This window comes from Streptomyces sp. NPDC093261 (assembly GCF_044753645.1).
GTDB lineage: Bacteria > Actinomycetota > Actinomycetes > Streptomycetales > Streptomycetaceae > Streptomyces.
Genome location: NZ_JBIVNO010000014.1, coordinates 20,272 through 37,650, shown reverse-complemented (window position 1 = coordinate 37,650; position 17,379 = coordinate 20,272). Strand labels below are relative to the sequence as shown.

The 17,379-nt window shown below is 71.2% G+C and carries 18 protein-coding genes and 1 pseudogene; 7 read left to right on the top strand and 12 right to left on the bottom strand.

Features of this window, described 5'->3' with window-relative positions:
- Positions 1 to 81 precede the first annotated feature (81 nt).
- From ACIP94_RS26170 to ACIP94_RS26150, 5 genes are all read right to left on the bottom strand, one after another.
- Positions 82 to 1,668 (bottom strand): ABC transporter substrate-binding protein, encoded by a 1,587-nt coding sequence (locus ACIP94_RS26170; protein ID WP_402430378.1) that lies wholly within the window; start codon positions 1,666 to 1,668, stop codon positions 82 to 84.
- A 179-nt stretch (positions 1,669 to 1,847) separates the two neighbouring features.
- Positions 1,848 to 2,606: an SDR family oxidoreductase gene (locus ACIP94_RS26165; protein ID WP_402430375.1), complete on the bottom strand. Its 759-nt coding sequence runs from the start codon at positions 2,604 to 2,606 to the stop codon at positions 1,848 to 1,850.
- A 19-nt stretch (positions 2,607 to 2,625) separates the two neighbouring features.
- A complete protein-coding gene (gene fabG, locus ACIP94_RS26160; protein ID WP_402430373.1) occupies positions 2,626 to 3,387 on the bottom strand; it encodes a 3-oxoacyl-ACP reductase FabG in 762 nt (253 codons plus the stop codon).
- 162 nt (positions 3,388 to 3,549) lie between these two features.
- Positions 3,550 to 3,966 (bottom strand): DUF3037 domain-containing protein, encoded by a 417-nt coding sequence (locus ACIP94_RS26155; protein ID WP_402430370.1) that lies wholly within the window; start codon positions 3,964 to 3,966, stop codon positions 3,550 to 3,552.
- Positions 3,963 to 4,727, bottom strand: a complete 765-nt coding sequence (locus tag ACIP94_RS26150) for a HipA family kinase (protein WP_402430367.1) — start codon at positions 4,725 to 4,727, stop codon at positions 3,963 to 3,965. Before ACIP94_RS26150 ends, ACIP94_RS26155 begins: the two co-directional genes overlap by 4 nt.
- A gap of 200 nt (positions 4,728 to 4,927) precedes the next feature.
- On the opposite strand from ACIP94_RS26150, the gene ACIP94_RS26145 reads away from it, so the two are divergent.
- A complete protein-coding gene (locus ACIP94_RS26145) occupies positions 4,928 to 5,437 on the top strand; it encodes a Rieske (2Fe-2S) protein (protein ID WP_402430364.1) in 510 nt (169 codons plus the stop codon).
- 12 nt (positions 5,438 to 5,449) lie between these two features.
- Here the strand turns inward: ACIP94_RS26145 and ACIP94_RS26140 are convergent, their stop codons facing one another.
- Positions 5,450 to 6,100, bottom strand: a complete 651-nt coding sequence (locus ACIP94_RS26140; protein ID WP_402430360.1) for a cysteine hydrolase — start codon at positions 6,098 to 6,100, stop codon at positions 5,450 to 5,452.
- Positions 6,101 to 6,331: 231 nt separating this feature from the next.
- Between ACIP94_RS26140 and ACIP94_RS26135 the strand changes: the two genes are divergently transcribed.
- Complete coding sequence (locus ACIP94_RS26135; RefSeq protein ID WP_402430357.1) at positions 6,332 to 6,799, top strand: pyridoxamine 5'-phosphate oxidase family protein; 468 nt, start codon at positions 6,332 to 6,334, stop codon at positions 6,797 to 6,799.
- Between the two features lie 28 nt (positions 6,800 to 6,827).
- Here the strand turns inward: ACIP94_RS26135 and ACIP94_RS26130 are convergent, their stop codons facing one another.
- Positions 6,828 to 7,736, bottom strand: coding sequence for a LysR family transcriptional regulator (locus ACIP94_RS26130; RefSeq protein ID WP_402430354.1), 909 nt, complete (start codon positions 7,734 to 7,736; stop codon positions 6,828 to 6,830).
- Between the two features lie 74 nt (positions 7,737 to 7,810).
- Between ACIP94_RS26130 and ACIP94_RS26125 the strand changes: the two genes are divergently transcribed.
- Positions 7,811 to 8,764, top strand: coding sequence for a DMT family transporter (locus ACIP94_RS26125; RefSeq protein ID WP_402430351.1), 954 nt, complete (start codon positions 7,811 to 7,813; stop codon positions 8,762 to 8,764).
- Positions 8,765 to 8,794: 30 nt separating this feature from the next.
- Here the strand turns inward: ACIP94_RS26125 and ACIP94_RS26120 are convergent, their stop codons facing one another.
- On the bottom strand, positions 8,795 to 10,126 hold the full coding sequence (locus ACIP94_RS26120; protein ID WP_402430348.1) for an aminotransferase class I/II-fold pyridoxal phosphate-dependent enzyme: 1,332 nt from the start codon (positions 10,124 to 10,126) through the stop codon (positions 8,795 to 8,797).
- A 36-nt stretch (positions 10,127 to 10,162) separates the two neighbouring features.
- Between ACIP94_RS26120 and ACIP94_RS26115 the strand changes: the two genes are divergently transcribed.
- Both ACIP94_RS26115 and ACIP94_RS26110 read left to right on the top strand, forming a co-directional pair.
- Positions 10,163 to 10,852, top strand: coding sequence for a pyridoxamine 5'-phosphate oxidase family protein (locus tag ACIP94_RS26115; protein ID WP_402430345.1), 690 nt, complete (start codon positions 10,163 to 10,165; stop codon positions 10,850 to 10,852).
- Positions 10,846 to 11,478 (top strand): FMN-binding negative transcriptional regulator, encoded by a 633-nt coding sequence (locus tag ACIP94_RS26110; protein WP_402430342.1) that lies wholly within the window; start codon positions 10,846 to 10,848, stop codon positions 11,476 to 11,478. The genes ACIP94_RS26115 and ACIP94_RS26110 overlap by 7 nt, the downstream gene beginning before the upstream one ends.
- 174 nt (positions 11,479 to 11,652) lie before the next feature.
- Here ACIP94_RS26110 and ACIP94_RS26105 read toward each other — a convergent pair whose 3' ends face one another.
- The 3 genes and pseudogenes from ACIP94_RS26105 to ACIP94_RS26095 form a co-directional block, all read right to left on the bottom strand.
- Positions 11,653 to 12,606, bottom strand: coding sequence for a DMT family transporter (locus tag ACIP94_RS26105; protein WP_402430339.1), 954 nt, complete (start codon positions 12,604 to 12,606; stop codon positions 11,653 to 11,655).
- Positions 12,607 to 12,785: 179 nt separating this feature from the next.
- Positions 12,786 to 13,790 (bottom strand): EamA family transporter, encoded by a 1,005-nt coding sequence (locus ACIP94_RS26100; protein ID WP_402430336.1) that lies wholly within the window; start codon positions 13,788 to 13,790, stop codon positions 12,786 to 12,788.
- A gap of 327 nt (positions 13,791 to 14,117) precedes the next feature.
- Positions 14,118 to 14,669, bottom strand: a pseudogene (locus ACIP94_RS26095) (Clp protease N-terminal domain-containing protein); the annotation flags it as partial.
- A 244-nt stretch (positions 14,670 to 14,913) separates the two neighbouring features.
- On the opposite strand from ACIP94_RS26095, the gene ACIP94_RS26090 reads away from it, so the two are divergent.
- Positions 14,914 to 15,342 carry an SRPBCC family protein gene (locus ACIP94_RS26090; protein WP_402430333.1) on the top strand — a complete coding sequence of 143 codons (429 nt, stop codon included), beginning with the start codon at positions 14,914 to 14,916 and terminating at the stop codon, positions 15,340 to 15,342.
- Between the two features lie 74 nt (positions 15,343 to 15,416).
- Here the strand turns inward: ACIP94_RS26090 and ACIP94_RS26085 are convergent, their stop codons facing one another.
- On the bottom strand, positions 15,417 to 16,073 hold the full coding sequence (locus ACIP94_RS26085; protein ID WP_402430330.1) for a PadR family transcriptional regulator: 657 nt from the start codon (positions 16,071 to 16,073) through the stop codon (positions 15,417 to 15,419).
- A 328-nt stretch (positions 16,074 to 16,401) separates the two neighbouring features.
- On the opposite strand from ACIP94_RS26085, the gene ACIP94_RS26080 reads away from it, so the two are divergent.
- Positions 16,402 to 16,995 carry a DinB family protein gene (locus ACIP94_RS26080; RefSeq protein ID WP_402430327.1) on the top strand — a complete coding sequence of 198 codons (594 nt, stop codon included), beginning with the start codon at positions 16,402 to 16,404 and terminating at the stop codon, positions 16,993 to 16,995.
- Positions 16,996 to 17,379: the final 384 nt, after the last annotated feature.

Here is a 17,379-nt window from a genome sequence, read left to right as displayed (position 1 = left end):
TCCGATGTGCGGTCACTTCCAGGTCAAGAACCTACAGGCGACCACTGACAACCGGTGCCCGAACCCCGCCAGGAGCCCGGACTACCAGCTGGTCTTGCGGTACAGCTCCCACATCATCATGATCGTCGACGGGTCCAGGGCCTGCTCCCCGCCGGAGACGTCCTCGCTGGCCGCGACGAACTGCTTGCCCTGCCACAGCGGCAGCAGCCGGGCGTCGTCGACGAGGATCTGCTGGGCCTGCTGGAACTCCTTGACCACCTTCGCACGGTCGCTCTCGCGACGGGACTCGGGCAGCAGCACCCCGGTGATCCTCGGCGCCGGGTAGGGTGTGCCGAGCGCGTTCTGCTCGCCCACGAAGGGCGCGATGAAGTTCTCGGCATCCGGGAAGTCGGGGAACCAGCCGCGCCCGAATACCGGGTACTCGCCCTTGCGGTACCCCTCCTCGTAGGTCTTCCAGGGACGGCTTTTGAGGGTGACGGTGAACAGGCCCGAGCCTTCGAGCTGGCTCTTGAGCTCCTGGAACTCGGGGCCGGTCTCCGAGCCGTAGCGGTCGGTGGTGTACCAGAGGGTGAGCGGAACCCTGCCGGTGATGCCCGCGGCCGACAGGATCTTGCGCGCCTTGGGGGTACTGGGATCCCCGTAGTCGTCGAAGAAGCCCGCGGTGTGCCCCGTGAGCCCCTTGGGCACCATCGAGTACAGCGGGTCCACGGTGTCCTTGTACACCTTGTGGGCGATCGCCGGACGGTCGACGATCTGGGCGATGGCGCGGCGCACGGCGAGCTTGCCCGCCCAGGGGTCCTTCGGGTTGAAGACCAGGTAGCTGATCTCGGTGCCCGCACCCTCGATGAGCTGGAGCGACTCCTTGGACGCCTGGTTCTGCAGGGTGACGATGTCGGGGGCGGCGAGCCCCCGGTAGGTGACGTCGATCTCCTTCTTGCGCAGCGCGGAGACCATCGCGCCCGAGTCCTGGAAGTAGCGGATGGTGACCGCGCTGTTGTGGAGTTCGGCGAACCCCTTGTAGCGGGCGTTGCGGACGAGTTCCGCCTGCTTCCCCTCCTCATAGGACTTGAGGCTGTAGGGGCCGGAGCCGAGGACCGTGCCGTCCTTGCGCAGCGAGTGGGCCGGGTAGTCGTCGGGGTCGACGATCGACATGGCGGGGGTGGCCAGCACGAAGGGAAACGTGGCGTCGGGCTTGTTGAGGTAAAAGTCGACCTCCCGGGCGCCGCGGGTGGTGATGTGGTCGAGGCTGCCCAGCAGGCCCGCGGGACCGCCCTGCACATTGATCGTGCGGATTCGGTCGATCGAGTACTTCACGGCGCGCGCGTCCAGCGCTCCGCCGTCGGAGAAGGTCATGCCCTTGCGCAGCACACAGCGGTAGACGCGGTTCGTCCCATCGGTGAAGGCGCAGAAGTCGGCGGCGTCGGGCTGGGGCACCGACGCACCGGTCGGATAGCTCAGCAGCGTCTGGTAGATGTTGCGGAACAACTCCCAGGAGCCGTCCCAGGAGGCGGCGGGATCCAGCGTGCTGGGGGCGCTGGTGGTGCCCACGACGATCGGCCCCTTGTCACCGGAGGAACCCGAGGAGAGCGCACCGCAGCCGGCCACCAGGGATAGGGACGCGATCGCCGCCAGCGGACGCAGACGACGCTTCCGGTTGAACACGCGCACACTCCTCGATCGGCCGTTCCAGGGTTGGCCGCAGACCCTACCGCAGCCCCGGCCGCCTGGACCGGGTTCGCGAAGGGCTTGTGATCAGCGCGTATCTGACTACGTTGTCATCCGTCTGGGTGTCTCCAATACGTCGGCACGGGCGCGCTTTCTGTCAACGGCGCCCGTGCCGCACCTCGTCAGACCCCGGCGTTCAGGAACATGCCGCCGTCGACGACGAGTGTCTGGCCGGTGATCCAGTCGGACTGGTCCGACGTCAGGAACGCGGTAGCGCCGCCGATGTCCGAGGGCACACCGAGCCGGCCGAGCGGGTAGGCGGCGGCGGCCTCCGCCTCCCGGCCCTCGTACAGGGCCTGCGCGAACTTCGTCTTCACCACGGCCGGGGCGATGGCGTTGACCCGCACCAGGGGCGCGTACTCGTGCGCGAGCTGCATGGTCAGGTTGATCATGGCGGCCTTGCTGATGCCATAGGCTCCTATGAACGGTGAGGCGGACAGCCCGGCCACCGAGGAGATGTTGACGATCGCGCCGCCGTTGTCCTTCTGCCAGGCGTGCCAGGTCCGCTGGGCGAAGCCGAGCGCCGAGACGACATTGGTCTCGAACACCTTGCGCGCCACATTGAGGTCGAGGTCGGCGATCGGCCCGAAGACCGGGTTCGTACCGGCGTTGTTGACCAGGAAGTCGACCCGGCCGAAGGCCTCCATGGTGCGCTCCACGGCGACGCCCTGGTGGTTTTCGTCGTGGGCCTTGCCGGCGACACCGATGACGCGGTCGGCGCCGAGCTTCTCGACGGCCTCCTTGAGGGCGTCCTCGTTGCGGCCGGTGATGCACACCCGGTCGCCGCGGGCGACGAGCGCCTCGGCGACGCCGTAGCCGATGCCGCGGCTGGCGCCCGTGACGAGGGCGACCTTGCCGGAGAGTTCAGGCAGTTCAGTCATGTCCGTGCTCTCCCGGGCCCTAGTCGAGCGGTCCGCCGGCCACGTACAGCACCTGGCCGGAGACGAATCCGGCCGCGTCGCCGGTGAAGAAGGCGATCGCGTTGGCGATGTCCTCGGGCTCGCCGACGCGGTGCACGGGGATCTGGGTGGCGGCCGCGGCCTTGAAGTCCTCGAAGCCCATGCCGACCCGCTCGGCGGTGGCCTTGGTCATCTCGGTGGCGATGAAGCCGGGGGCGACGGCGTTGGCGGTGACACCGAACTTGCCCAGTTCCTTGGCCAGGGTCTTGGTGAAGCCCTGGAGACCGGCCTTGGCGGCGGAGTAGTTCACCTGGCCTCGGTTGCCGAGCGCGGAGGACGAGGAGAGGTTGACGATCCGGCCGAAGTTCGCGTCGACCATGTGCTTCTGGCAGGCCCGCGACATCAGGAAGGCTCCGCGCAGGTGCACGTTCATGACGGTGTCCCAGTCCGAGACGCTCATCTTGAACAGCAGGTTGTCACGGAGCACACCCGCGTTGTTGACGAGAATCGTCGGCGCGCCCAGTTCCTCGGCGATACGGGCCACGGCCGCCTCGACCTGCGCCTCGTCCGAGACGTCGCACCCGACGGCGATGCCCTTGCCGCCCGCGGCGGTGATCTTCTCGACGGTGTCCTTGCACGCGGCCTCGTCGAGGTCGATGACCGCGACGGCACGGCCTTCGGCGGCCAGTCGTACGGCGGTGGCGGCGCCGATGCCGCGCGCACCGCCGGTGACGACAGCGACCCGCTGCTCAGTGGTGGACATTGATGGTTCTCCTCGCCCTTGGAAAGCCCTAAACACCTTCGGAACGTCTGCGGCTCGCAACGGTACGCCCGATGGGTGAGCGACCGCTTAGTACCCTCAGCAGACGTGACGCTAGAAGCCCTGGCACCCGGTGTCAACGGCACACCGGCTGCGTGTGATCCATTACCTCACCAGGAGGTCGAGCAACCGCTCGGTCTCGGCCGCCGGGTCGGCGGTCAGTCCGGTGTGCACCGGTCCGGGCTGGACGACCGTCGAGCGGGGCGCGATCAGCCAGCGGAAGCGCCGTCCGGCGTCGTCGCGCGCCGCCGGCCCGGCGGACGCGCCCCCCGCGCACACATTCTCGACGGCGCGCAGCGCGGACCGCACGCCCGCCACGTTCGCCTCGGGGTCGAGGGCCAGCAACCGGGCCTCGTCGAGGTGGGTGCGGGCGCCGACGTAGGCCTTGGCCCGGCAGTAGACGAGCACGCCCGCGTTGATGCACTCCCCGCGCTCCACCCGCGGCACGACCCGGAGCAGGGCGTACTCGAAAACCTCCCGGTCGCTGTGTCGACCGCCCCTGATGATGTGGCGCTCGCTCACCGTGCCTCCTCGATTCCGTTGATGCGTTCGTGGACGACGGCGGCGCGGGCGAGCAGCGGCCGGGCGTACGCGCGGCGCAGCGCGTCCGGGGTGTCGAAGCCGGGCTCGCCGGTGAGCCACGTGTCCGGGATCTCCGCGGTCACCTCGGCCAGCAACTCCTCGGTGACGAGGGGGGCCAGTGCGGCGGCCGCGGCCGCGACATCGGGGGCGAAGGGGGCCAGGGCGTGGTCGGAGGCGTCGTAGGGCCGCGTGGCGGAGGCCTCGGCGCCGGGCCAGTTGTGGTGCCAGATCATGGTGGCGCCGTGGTCGATGAGCCATAGATCGCCGTGCCACATCAGCAGGTTGGGGTTGCGCCAGGAGCGGTCGACGTTGCCCACCAGCGCGTCGAACCAGACGATCCGCCCGGCCTCCTCGCGATCGACCGGGAACGCGAGCGGGTCGTAGCCGATCGCGCCACTGAGGAAGTCCATTCCGAGATTGAGCCCACCGCTGGCCCTGAGGAGTTCCTGCACCTCCTGGTCGGGCTCGCCGAGCCCCAGGACGGGATCGAGGTCGACCGTCACCAGCCGGGGCACCCTGAAGCCCAGCCGGCGGGCGAGTTCGCCGCAGACGACCTCGGCGACGAGGGTCTTGCGGCCCTGTCCCGCGCCGGTGAATTTCATGACGTAGGTCCCGAGGTCGTCGGCCTCGACCAGTCCCGGCAGCGAACCGCCCTCACGCAGGGGCGTGATGTAGCGGGTCGCGATGACTTCCTTGAGCATCGCCCCAGGTTACTGGCGTGTCCGCGATGGCCGGCGGCGGCCTGTCGGACGTCGCGTCCCTCTGACAGCCGAACGACAGCCGTGTCTTACGCGCGCCCGATCTCGGAGCGGTCAAGATCTCAGCACCATCTGAACAGCGACTGACCGCAGGCCGTACCAACCAGCAGAGCAAGGGAACATCCGTGGAAGGGAACGTCAGCATGACCAGCGAATCGCTCCAGCCCGTCTCGGGACCGGCCCGCCGCACGGTCGTGGCAGCGGTCGGCGCGACGGGACTCGCCGTCGCGCTGACCGCGTGCGGAGGCATGGACGACAGCTCCTCCAGCTCCACCGGCTCGCAGAACGAGAGCTCGGCCGGCAGCAGCGCGGCGGGCGACGGCAGCACGGGTGGTGGTGGCGGCGCCGCGGTGAGCGGCTCCGGCGGCAAGGTGCTGGCCAAGACCTCCGACATCCCCCAGGGCGGTGGCAAGGTCTTCGCCGACCAGGGTGTCGTGGTCACCCAGCCGTCCACGGGCACGTTCAAGGCGTTCTCGTCCAAGTGCACCCACCAGGGCTGCGCCGTGAAGGACATCGCCAACGGCGTGATCACCTGCCCGTGTCACAACAGCGAGTTCTCCGCGACCGACGGCAGCGTGAAGAAGGGTCCGGCGACCCAGGCACTGCCCGCCGCGAAGATCACGGTGACCGGGGACGAGATCAAGCTCGCCTGATTCCGCGCCCGCTCAGACCCGTGGCGCCCGGCGCCGTGGAACGAGACAGGCCGAGACCTCGTCCGTGGTCGCGACCGTGGCGACCAACGCGAGGGTGTTGCGGATCATCGCGGGAGTGTAGTCGGGGGGCACTCCCGCGATGGCGTCCGCGGGCACGACCGCGGTGTAGCCACGGTTGACGGCGTCGAAGACGGCGTTCGGGATCGCCACGTTGGCGGAGACCCCGGTGACGATCAGGGTGCGGCAGCCGAGGTTGCGCAGCAGCGCGTCGACCTCGGTGCCGGCGAGAGGCGAAAGGCCGTGCAGCCGGCGTACGACGAAGTCCTCCTCCCTCACCTCGATGGGTGGCGCGACGCGGACGGCCGTGGTGCCGGACAGCTGCCGCACCGGGAGCCGCTCGGCCGCGTGGAACAGGCGCGCGTTGCGGTTCGCGCCCCGGCCGTCGGGACGGCGCTCGGCGATCGCGTGGATCACCTGGACCCCGCCCCGGTGCGCGGCCGCGACCAGCCGGGCCACATTGGCCAGCGCGCCCGAGGAACGTGCCTGCCGGGCGAGCTCCGGCAGCGCGCTGTCCGGTCCTACGACGCCCTGCTGGCACTCGACGGTGAGCAGCACCGTGGTGCGCGGCTCGAGGAGTTCGCTGAGCTGTTCGTGCGACGGCATGGCTCCCCCTGTCGTCGGTGGCCGGGCGGGCGAGCGTAGCGACTGCCGTGGACGGGTGGAAGGCGGACGGGCCGGCGGTCGCGGGCAGGTGGAACCACCCACGACGCGAACGACGGAAGAGGGGCAGGCGGAGGAGGGCCATTGCGCGGGGACGGGCGACACCCCATTCTTTTCTGACGTGATGTCAGAGGATCTCTCTGGCACGACGTGGGAGAAGAAGAGGGGGACCGGATGGCCGAGACTCAGCGCAGAGGCCGCAAGATCATGATGTCACCCGGCGAGCTGGACGCGTTCCTCGCCACCCAGCGCACCTGCCGGGTGGCGACCGTCTCGGCCGACGGCACTCCGCATGTGAGCGCCCTGTGGTTCGCCTGGGACGGCACCTCGCTGTGGCTGTACTCCGTGGTCCGCAGCAAGCGCTGGGCCGATCTGCGCCGCGATCCGCGGGTCGCCATCGTCGTGGACACGGGAGAGGAGTACGAGGAACTGCGCGGCGCCGAGCTGTCCGGCACGATCGAGTTCGTGGGCGAGAGCCCCCGCACCGGACAGTTGTGCGCCGAACTCGACCTTCCGGAGACGCTGTTCGCGCGCAAGAACTTCGGACTGGACGAGATGCCCTACGACGGCCGCCACGCCTGGCTGCGGCTGACCCCGGCGAAGATCGTCTCCTGGGACTTCCGCAAGCTGGGTTCGGTGTAGCCGTCGCGGTGGCGCCGCGTGTGGCCGATCACCCGGCCGCGACGGCCTGCCCTGCCGCCTGGAGCGCCTCCACCGCCGCCCGGATCGACGGGCGGCGGTCGGCGTCGGCGCGCCAGACCACGTAGACATGCCTGCGCACCTGCTGCCGCAAGGGCACGGTCACCACTCCGGCCGGCACCGGATCGCGCCCCAGCAGCGGGGCGATGCACACGCCGAGCCCGGCGGCCACCAGGCCGAGCTGGGTGTGGGTCTCGCCGGCCCGGTGGCCGATGCGGGGTTCGACGCCCTTGGAGCGCAGGGTGAAGACAAGCCACTCATGGCAGAACTCGCCCTCGCCCCAGGTGATCCACTCGTCGTCGGCGAACTCCCCGAGGTCGACCTCCGGCCGGTCGGCGAGCCGGTGCCCCACGGGCACCGCCACATCGGCCGGATCGTCGAGGATCGCCGCCTTGACGAGCCCCTCGGGCAGCGGCATCGGCTTGTTGTACCAGTCGAGGACGACCGCGAGATCGAGGTCGCCGCGCACCACGCCGGCGACCCCTGCCTCCGGCTCCAGCTCCGACGACCGCAGGCGCAGGGCCGGGTGGCCGGAGCGCAGTGCGGCGAGTGCCGTCGGGAAGAGCCCGCGCGCCGCGGTGGGGAAGGCCGACAGGCGCAGCTCGCCGGCCACCTGACCGCGCTGTGCCTCCAGATCGGCCTGGGCCAGTTCCACCTGCGACAGAATGCGTGCCGCGTGGTCGGCGAGAAGCCGGCCCGCGTCCGTGAGCCGTACGCCCCGGCCGTTCCTGGCCAGAAGCCGCTGTCCCACCTCGCGCTCCAGCTTGGCCATCTGCTGGGAGACGGCCGAGGTCGTCACATGCAGTCCCTCGGCCGCACCGCTGACCGAGCCGTGCCGGGCCAGGGCGTCGAGGGTGCGCAGACGCTCCAGGTTCAACATGTAAGCAATCCTACGAGATATCCCGTGCAAAATCTCGATTGTGCTACGAGGTTGACTCCGCCATGGTTACGGTCATGAGCACCGTCGCCACCGCACGAGCCGCCGCCGGCCCCACCACCGCCCCTCACCGCCGGACCGCCCTCGACTGGCGGATCCGCTTCGGCGTCCTCTCGCTGATCTGGGGCTTCAGCTTTCTCTTCATCAAGGTCGGCACGGGGGCGTACGCCCCGTTCCAGGTCACCCTCGGCCGCCTGGCGTTCGGGACGGCCGTGCTCGCCGCCGCGATGGCCGTCAAACGCGAACGCCTGCCGCGCGGCGCCCGCACCTGGGGCCACCTCACCGTGGCGGCGTTCCTGCTCAACGCGCTGCCGTTCTCGCTCTTCGCCTACTCGGAGCTGACGATCCCGTCCACGCTCGCCGGGATCTGCAACGCCACCTCACCCCTGTGGGGCATGGTCCTGTCGCTGGTCGCGCTGTCCGAAGACCGGCCGACGCGGCGCCGCGTCGCGGGGCTCGGCCTCGGCTTCCTGGGCGTGCTCACGGTGCTCGGCGCCTGGCAGGGCTTCCACGGCCTGGATGTGACGGGCACGGCGATGGCCCTGCTCGCCTCGCTCAGCTACCCCATCGGCTGGATCTATGTGCGCCGCACCCTGGCCGGAACCGGTCACTCCCATCTGTCCCTGACCGGCGCCCAGCTGTTCCTCGCCACCGTCCAACTGGCCGCGGTCACGCCGCTGTTCACCACCCTGCCGAGCCGCTTCCCGCTGCTCCCGCTGCTGGCGGTCGCGGCCCTCGGCGCGCTGGGCACCGGACTCGCCGTGCTCCTCCAGTACGGCCTGGTCGCGGAGGTCGGGCCCACCACGGCCCAGATGGTCACGTACTTCATCCCCGTCATCGCCACCGCGGCGGGAGTGGCGATCCTGAACGAGTCACTGAGCTGGTCCACGCCGGCCGGGGCGGTGATCGTGCTGGCGGGCGCGGCACTGACCCAGTCCCGGACCAGGCCCGGGAGCCGGAATCCGGACTAGTGCCCCGGCAGCGTCGAGTGCGTGCGGGGACTACACGTAGCCGCGGGCGGGACCCGGGCCGAGGGCGGAGGCGACCGCGTCGGCCAGCGGCCCGGTCTCGTCCTCCGTCAGCGACGAGACGGTGATGCGGATGCCGGGCGGCGCGCTCATGCGGAAGCGGGCGCCCGGGGCGACGGCCCAGCCCGCGTGCAGCAGCCTCGCGACCGCACCGGTCTCGTCCGGCACCGGGACCCACACGTTCATCCCGCTGACCCCGTGTGCCCTGACACCGCGTGCCGCCAGCGCGCCGACCAGCGCGTCGCGGCGCCTTCCGTAGGCCGCCGCCACCGCCCGCGCGTCCACCGCGTCGTCGGCCCACAGCCGCACCAGGGCCCGTTGCAGGATCCGGCTCACCCACCCGGGCCCCAGCCGCTGCCGCCCCCGGATCCGGTCCACGGTGACGCTGTCGCCCGTGAGCACGGCGAGCCGAAGGTCGGGGCCGTATGCCTTGGCGGCCGAGCGCACGAAGGCCCAGTGCCTGGTGACCCCGGCGAGCGGGTGGAGGGGCACGTCGACGATCCCGTGACCGTGGTCGTCCTCGATCAGCAGGGTCCCCGGGTACCCCCGCAGCACGGACCGCAGGGCACGCGCGCGTGCGGCGCTCACCGCGGCGCCGGTCGGGTTCTGCGCCCGGTCCGTGACGATCAGCGCCCGCGCCCCGGCGGCCAGGACGTCGCGCAGGCCGTCCGGGAGTGGCCCCTCGTCGTCGACGGGGACGGGAGCCGTGCGCAGCCCGAGGGCCGGGACGAGGTCGAGGGTCCTGCCCCAGCCCGGGTCCTCCACCGCGACCGTGTCCCCTGGTCTCAGATGGGCCGCGAGGACCCGTTCGACGGCGTCCAGCGATCCGGAGACCACGGCGAGCGGCCCGTCCGGCACCCCGTCGGCGTCCAGGCCGGCCCGTGCGAGGCGGGCCAGTTCCGGCTCCACGGCCACCTCGCCGTACAGCACCGGGACGCGGTCGCCCTCGGCCGCCGCTGCCGCGAGCGCCTGCGCCAGCGAGGGCAGCAGCGCGGGGTCCGGATTGCCGCTCGACACATCGCGCACCCCCTCGGGCACGTCCACACGGATGTGATCCCGGCCCGTCGTGGCCGGCGCGGACCGCACCCGGCTGCCCCGCCGCCCGGCGGTCTCGATGACCCCGCGTTCGCGCAGCACGCGGTAGGCGGCGGCGACGGTGTTGGGATTCACACCCAGCTCAGCCGCCAACTCTCTCAGCGGCGGCAGCAGTTGCCCGGGCTCCAGGTCCCCCGAGCCCACCGCACGCTCGACGCTCGACGCGATCTCTGCTGCGCGTCGACCTTCGATCCGATAGTCTCCTAGCACAAAACATATTATGCACTAGTTCAATCGGGAGCACTCATGCGAGGGACCGAGCAGCCGACGTCGCCGCCCGCCGCCTACACGCCGACCGACCGCACCGTCCCCACGCGTTCGACGGAGCGGGCGTCGTACGACAGGGAGCTGGTGCACGCGATACTCGACGAGGGCTATGTCTGCCACCTCGGCTTCGTCCGCGACGGTGCACCGGTGGTCCTGCCCACTCTCTACGGCCGGGTCGGCGAGCGGCTCTACGTCCACGGCTCGACGGGCTCGCGTCCGATGCGGATGTCGGGCGCGGCCGACCCGGGGCTCGCGGTCTGTCTCACGGTGACCCATGTCGACGGTCTGGTCCTGGCCCGCTCGGCCTTCCACCACTCGGTCAACTACCGGTCCGTGGTGGTGCACGGCATAGCCCACCAGGTCACCGACCCGGATGAGCGGCGGACCGCCCTGGACGCGCTGGTCGACCATGTGGTGCCGGGCCGCTCGGGCGACTCCCGTCCCGCCAACAGGAAGGAACTGGCCGCCACGGCCGTCATCCGGCTCGACCTGGACGAGGTCTCCGCCAAGGTGCGCACCGGAGGAGTGCATGACGAGCCCGAGGACCTCGCCCTCCCCTACTGGGCGGGCGTGGTACCGGTCCGCAGGGAGTACGGCGCCCCGCAGGCCGACGCCGGCCTGTCGCCCGATGTCGCGCTGCCGGACTACCTGGCGGCCCTGGGATGCTGATCCACCCCTGGGACGCACCCCATGACGACGCCGAGTGGCACCACTGGCTGGCCGAGCACGACTTCGGGCGGCTCGCCGTCAACGGACTGCCGGGCGAGCCGCCGTACGTCCAGCCGCTGCACTTCGCCTACGACGCGCGGCGCGGCGAGGCCGTCGGCCACCTGGCGCGGCCGAACCCGCTCTGGGCGGCCCTGGAGGTGAACCCCGACGTGCTGCTCAGCGTGGTCGACGACTATGTGTACATACCCGGGCCCTGGCAGGCGCCCCCCGACGTCCCGTCCGAACACGGCGTGCCCACGAGCTTCTACGCGGCGGTCCAGCTCCGGTGCACGGCCCGCATCGTGGACGATCCGGCCGACAAGGCGGAACTGCTCAACCGCCAGCTCGGCCACTTCCAGCCGGAGGGGGGCTCGGCCCGGGCGGCGGCGGGCGAGGCCCCGTACGGCCGCATGCTGTCCGGCATCCGCGGTCTGCGGCTCGAAGTGACCGACGTCCGGGCGAAGTTCAAGTACGCCGGGAACAAGGTGGACCCGGTGCGGGACCGTATCGCGACCGCGCTGGCGGAGCGGGGCGGCCCGGGGGACGCGGCGGCCCGCGAGCATCTCCAGCGCAGACGGGGGGCGTGAGGGGTGCGGGTGCGGGGCCGTCACCGGCTCCGCACCCACATCCGCGCCCATGCCCCCTCTCCCACCCGCACGGCACCCGCACGACCGTCCGTCGGCCGGGAGTCGGCCCGAAGTCGGCCGTCGGCCGGCCGACTTCCGTTCCGCACCGGTCCCCGCACCCGGGGACCGGTTCCGTCACACGAGGACCGGCTCCTCCGTCGGCACCCGCACCCCGCGCGCCTCCGCCAGGGCGAGCCCCGCGACCGAGCCGAGCATCAGCGCGGTGCCGACGGCGGTCGCCGCCGTGAGCCGCTCACCGAGCAGGGCCACGGCGAGCACCGCCGCGCTGACCGGTTCGAGCAGCATCACCACGGACACGGTGGCGGACCGTACGACGGCCGCGCCCGCGAAGTAGAGGGCGTAGGCCAGGGCCGTGGGGACCGCGGCGATGTACGCCACCATCCACCCGAGGCGCACCGGTTCGGCGGTGTGCGGCAACAGCCCCTCGGTCAGGGCGAACGGCAGCAGCACCAGGGCGGTGACCGCGAACGCCGACACGGTGGTGCGGGACGCGTCGACGGCGCCGTCGCGGCCCCACCATCGGGTGAGCAGGGTCATGACCGAGTAACCGGCCGCGGACACCACCGCGAGCAGCACGCCCCAGGGGCGCACGGTCGCATTCCCGCCACCGAGTACGAGCACCCCGAGCCCGGCGAGCGCTCCGACGACGGCGGTCACCCCGCCCCGGCCGAGCCGCTCTCCCATCGTGAGCCGGGCGCCGAGCGCGATGAGCACGGGACCGGCGCCGAGGGTGACGACGGTCGCCACGGCGAGTCCGGTGGCCGAGACCGACGCGAAGTAGGCGGTCTGGAAGACGGCGAGGCCGAGGCCGGTCGCGCCCGCGCGCAGCGCCCGGCGCCCCAGTGGTTCCGGCACGACGGCGGTGCGGGCGCGCGGGCGCAGTCCACGGGCGGCGAGCAGCAGGACGAGCCCGGCCGCGCAGCGCCAGAAGGAGAGGGCAACGGGCCCCATGTCACTGGCCCGGTAGACCAGGGAGGCGGCCGCGCCCGCGGTGCCCCAGGCGACACCGGCGACGATCAGATACAGCAGGCCTCGCCCGACGGGCAGGCCGGAGGTGGCATTCGGCATGTTGTGTTCTCCGCAGATACGCAGAAGTTGGGGAAGGGCCCGTGAGCATCGGGGCCGTGGACTTCTTCTGCGGGCAGCACCGTTCCGCCCGGCGGCGTGCCGGGCGAGGATTCCGGAGGGCCCGCCCTCAGGCGGCCGGCGGCGGAAGAACGAGTGCGTGGGAATGCATGATCGACACCTTAGGCGGCCGTGCCACGGGCCGACAACTCCCTTTCCGCGCCCCCGCTCGCGACCGGCTCCTGCGAACCCTTCCCCGGCGCCGAGGACTGAGCTATGAACGCCCCCACCAGGACGACCGCCCCACCGGCCAGTTGCGGCGCCGAGAGGTGCTCGCCGAGCAGCACCCAGGCCAGGACTGTGGCGATGACCGCTTCCAGGCAGGCCACGACACCGGCCACCTGGGGAGAGAGCCGGCGCACGGACAGCACACCGGTGACATAGGCGAGGACGGTGGCGATCAGCACGATCCAGACCAGGAGCAGGACGGCCGGTACGCGGGTGCCGTTCATGTCCGCGGTGCCGGCGAGAACGGACCAGTCCATGGTCCACGGGCGGGCGACGACCGTCAGGACGGCGGCCCCGACGAGCAGTCCGTAGGCGATGACGCCGAGCGGGTCCGGGGACTCCTCGCCCGCCTCGCTGCCCTGGTCGGCCAGGACGAAGTAGCCGACCTGGCAGCAGGCGGCGCCCAGCGCGAGCAGCACGCCGACGGGGTCGAAGCTCAGCCCCGACCACACCTCCACGACACAGGCGAGTCCGCCGACCGCGAGGACCACACCGATCGCCGCGGCGCGGGTGACGGGCCGCCGCTGCACAAGGCGCACCCAGCCGAGCACGAGCGCGGGCGCGAGGTACTCGATGAGCAGGGCGACGCCGACGGGGATACGGGACAGGGCCGCGAAGTAGCAGGCCTGGACGCCGGCCACGGCAAGCAGCCCGAAACCGGTGAGCAGGGCGGGGCGCTCGCGCAGCAGCGCACGGCGGCGCACGGCGAGCGGGAGCACCACGAGCGCGGCGCCCGCGACCCGCAGCCACACCACATGGAGCGGGTCGAGGCCCGCCTCGATCAGCGGTTTGGCCGCGACGCCGGAGCCGCCGAAGGCGAGCGCCGACGCAAGGGCGAGCCCCAGGCCGACGCCCCGGTCACGGTTGCCCCGAGTCCCCTGAGACGTATGCATCGGCACATGATGCCAGGCGACGACATGAGCGTCACTCTCGATAGCACCTGTCTCAGGGGCTGGACGCGTCATCCGGCTCAGAGGCGGAGGCGGCTTCGCCCCAAGGACGAAGGCAGGCACGGCTCAGGGGCCGGATGCCGCGGTGCCCGGCAGGTGTCCCGGGTGGGGCGGCACCCGCGGAGGCGGGAGCACGGTCGGCCACGCGCCGTCCCCGCTGTGGGCCTCCCCCGCCCTCGCGCTGTTGTCGGCGTACTTCTCCCCCGTCGCCCTCGCGCTCCCGTCGGCGTACTTCTCCCCCGTCGCCCTCGCGCCCCCGTCGGCGTACTCCTCCCCCGTCGCCCTCGTCTCGATCCGGGCCCGCACGCTCGCCACATCGACGCCCGCGCGCCCGAGGACCTCGACGGCCCGTGACTCGGGGTCCGCCAGGATCGCCGCGAGCAGATCCAGCCCGTGGGCGCGTGCGGCGCCACGCCGGGCCGCGCGACCGTAGGCCGCGTTCAGGGCACTCGCCGCCGCCGGCGACCAGCGCTCCGGCTCGCCGAGCACCGGCAGGGCGCCGGAGTCCTCGACCGTGCTCTGCCAGCGCAGGCCGTAGCCGATGGCGCGCTGGACCAGGTAGCCGAGCAGCCGGGCGATCTGCGGCCCCTCGAAGACGGCGCGCACCTCGGCGTCGGACTCCACAAGAGTGTGCAGCAGATGCGCCGTGTCGGTCTGACGGTCACCGTCGCGCACCGCCCGTCGGCGGGCACCCCCGACCACCGCTGCCAGCTCGGAGGTGAGCCTGGCATCGAGGTGCGTGCGGTGCGCGCCGGCTTCGGCGGCCGGCCGCGGGGAAGGACGGGGTGCCACATCCTCCACCTCATCAGTCCCGGCGGCCCGGGTCATCCCCGGTGGGCAGCATCTTCGCATCCGACACAGGTTGGGGACGGCTGACCGGCTTCTCCTCCTTGCGGATGAGATCGCGCCGTTTTCCCTGATGAACCGCGCGCCGCCTTGCCCGGGGCCACCCTGTGAGCCGCCTTCGTGTTTCCTGACGACTCATCAGTATTGAATGTTGGGGATCCCCCGGCTACCTTCCGCGACACCGTAGCTGCGCCCGCCGCAGCAGCCGACACCAAGGGGTGGTCCCATGGCCGAAGTCAGCGCGGAAGCACATGTCGAGGCGCCCGCCGAGAAGGTGTGGACCCAGCTGACCGACTGGTCGGCGTACGGCGAGTGGAACGCGACGCACACCGACTTCCCCAAGGGCGGCCCGCGGTCCCTGGAAGTGGGCGCGACCTTCGAGGAGAACATGAAGCTCATGGGCTTCCCGGCCGAGGTCGTCTGGACCGTCGAGGAACTGGTGCCCGGGCGTGTCCTCGCCCTCCGCGGCAAGGGTCCGATGGCCGTGACCGTCGCCACGCGCTACACGCTGACACCGCACGGCGAGGGCACCTCGGTACGCATCGACGGGGAGTTCACCGGCGCGGCGGTCTCCCTCATGGCGGGCAGGCTGAAGGACTCGGCGACGGCCGCGCTGCACGAGTCGCTGCGCCGCCTCGGGGCGCTGGTGTCCTGAGGCGGCGGACGCGAAGGCGCCCCGCGGCGTGTGCCGCGGGGCGCCTTTCTGCCGGGCCGTGACCCGTCGTGCCGTCAGCTCTCGTCGGCCAGGATCAGGTACAGCTTCTTGCGGGCCTCGTTGATGACCGCGAGGGCCTTCTCGCGCTGTTCCTTGGTGCCGGTCTTCCAGACCTGGCCGAACGCCTCCATCAGACCGAAGCCGGCCTGCCGGATCTCGTGCAGCGCCTCCCAGTCGACGCCGCGCGAGGCCTCCTCCCAGGGAGCCTCCGGGCCCTGGTCGGCCGCGGCGCGGCCCGGCTCGGTGAGTGAGAAGAGCTTCTTGCCGCCCTCGGTCTCGCTGGCGATCAGCCCCTCGTCCTCCAGCAGCTGGAGGGTGGGATAGACCGAACCCGGGCTGGGCTTCCACGTCCCGCCGCTGCGCTCGGCGATCTCCTGGATCATCTCGTAGCCGTGCATGGGCCGGTCCTTGAGAAGGGCCAGGATCGAGGCCCTTACGTCACCGCGCCGCGCCCTGCCGCGAGGTCCGCCCCGACCGCGTCCGCCCCAGGGGCCGCCCGGCCCGAAGAATCCGGGGCCGCCGAACCCGCGGCCGCCGGGGCCGCCGGGATCACCCGGCCCGAAGGGCCCGAAGGCCGCGCGCTGCGTCTCGAAGCCACCCCGGGCGCGATGACCGGGGCCGCCGTGGTGTCCGTGCCGTTCGAATCCGAAGTCCTGTCCACGGGAACGCATTTCCATCACTCCATCCATCGTTGACCGGTCGCGATGCGTCAACGATATATCGGGACTGTTCGTATGACAAGAGCCCTGACTCTCGAGTCCAGCCGACCTGTGCCAGTGAACGTTGATCGATTGCCGGCAAAGGGCGATCAACTGATTTCTGTGCCGGTTGAGACTGACTGCCTGTGGGTTTGTGACAGTGGAGGAATGACCGCTGGTGGCAGTCCTGTCTCATCGAAGGTTGAGCGCGGTGCGTTCGGCCGTCGTCAGCCTCGGGCGCATCGCCGGCTTCTTGTCACAGGCCCGTGGTTGGGTGGCCTCATCCTTGAAGGAGGACCACGTGACTGATCTCAAAGCGGAGCTGCACGGCAAGCTGCGGGCAGGACGGGCCGGTCTGCTCTCCAAGCTGGAGGGACTCACCGAATACGACATGCGCCGGCCCATGACGCCCACCGCCACAAACCTGCTGGGCTTGGTCAAGCATCTGGCAGGCCTTGAGTACGGATACCTCGGCGAGTCGTTCGACCGGCCGGCACCAGAGCCCCTGGCCTGGGTCGAGGACGGTTCGATCTGGGAAGGCGCAGACATGTGGGCCAGACCCGATGAGTCCAGCAAGTACATCATCGGGCTCTATCAACGTGCCTGCGCGCATGCCGACCGGACCATCACGGATCTCGCACTCGAAACCCCGGGCCAGGTGCCGCACTGGCCTGAAGACCGCCGGGCCACCACCCTGGGCGTGCTGCTCGTTCGCATGGTCTCCGAGACTGCCCGGCATGCCGGCCATGCCGATGTCCTGCGAGAGCTCATCGACGGCAAGGCCGGACCAGATCACGACGGCTTCGGCGACGATGCCAAGTGGCAGCGGTATCACGCCCGCATTCAGGCGGCGGCCGACACCCACCGCGCTCAGGACTCGTTGAGACTTCGATGAGACGGGACAGCGGTGACGATCTTTTATCGGGGCTGCGTCGCCTTCCGCCGTCGATATGCCTTCTGGCGGCAGCGCTGGGAGCATGTCCAGCGCTGTGACCTGTGGCTTGCTTCTGGCATAGGGCCTGAACAGACCGGGCAGGGCGGTTTTTCAAGGGATTCCTTGCGGACCGGGGCCAAGGCGTCAGCCCTCGCCCCGGCCGTCTCGGGTGAAGGCGCAGGTCCTGGCACAGAACAACATCGGTCGGTTCATTGAGCCTGGACCACATCGGCTGAGATTTTCGGCTCCTCCTCATCTCCATACGTCTGGTCGCCGCAGGCCACCGGGGTGGCCAGGGACCAGCTCATTTGCGACGCGTCAAGTCCAGCCACCACGGATTGGCCT

What these genes read in the sequence shown, in the direction of transcription:
- ACIP94_RS26135 (WP_402430357.1), top strand. Translation starts at nt 6,332, where the DNA reads ATGGCCGAGACTCAGCGCAGAGGCCGCAAGATCATGATGTCACCCGGC.
- ACIP94_RS26115 (WP_402430345.1), top strand. Translation starts at nt 10,163, where the DNA reads ATGCGAGGGACCGAGCAGCCGACGTCGCCGCCCGCCGCCTACACGCCG.
- ACIP94_RS26085 (WP_402430330.1), bottom strand. Translation starts at nt 16,073, where the DNA reads ATGCGTTCCCGTGGACAGGACTTCGGATTCGAACGGCACGGACACCAC.
- fabG (WP_402430373.1), bottom strand. Translation starts at nt 3,387, where the DNA reads ATGTCCACCACTGAGCAGCGGGTCGCTGTCGTCACCGGCGGTGCGCGC.
- ACIP94_RS26110 (WP_402430342.1), top strand. Translation starts at nt 10,846, where the DNA reads ATGCTGATCCACCCCTGGGACGCACCCCATGACGACGCCGAGTGGCAC.
- ACIP94_RS26130 (WP_402430354.1), bottom strand. Translation starts at nt 7,736, where the DNA reads ATGTTGAACCTGGAGCGTCTGCGCACCCTCGACGCCCTGGCCCGGCAC.
- ACIP94_RS26090 (WP_402430333.1), top strand. Translation starts at nt 14,914, where the DNA reads ATGGCCGAAGTCAGCGCGGAAGCACATGTCGAGGCGCCCGCCGAGAAG.
- ACIP94_RS26140 (WP_402430360.1), bottom strand. Translation starts at nt 6,100, where the DNA reads ATGCCGTCGCACGAACAGCTCAGCGAACTCCTCGAGCCGCGCACCACG.
- ACIP94_RS26165 (WP_402430375.1), bottom strand. Translation starts at nt 2,606, where the DNA reads ATGACTGAACTGCCTGAACTCTCCGGCAAGGTCGCCCTCGTCACGGGC.
- ACIP94_RS26125 (WP_402430351.1), top strand. Translation starts at nt 7,811, where the DNA reads ATGAGCACCGTCGCCACCGCACGAGCCGCCGCCGGCCCCACCACCGCC.
- ACIP94_RS26150 (WP_402430367.1), bottom strand. Translation starts at nt 4,727, where the DNA reads ATGCTCAAGGAAGTCATCGCGACCCGCTACATCACGCCCCTGCGTGAG.
- ACIP94_RS26145 (WP_402430364.1), top strand. Translation starts at nt 4,928, where the DNA reads ATGACCAGCGAATCGCTCCAGCCCGTCTCGGGACCGGCCCGCCGCACG.
- ACIP94_RS26105 (WP_402430339.1), bottom strand. Translation starts at nt 12,606, where the DNA reads ATGCCGAATGCCACCTCCGGCCTGCCCGTCGGGCGAGGCCTGCTGTAT.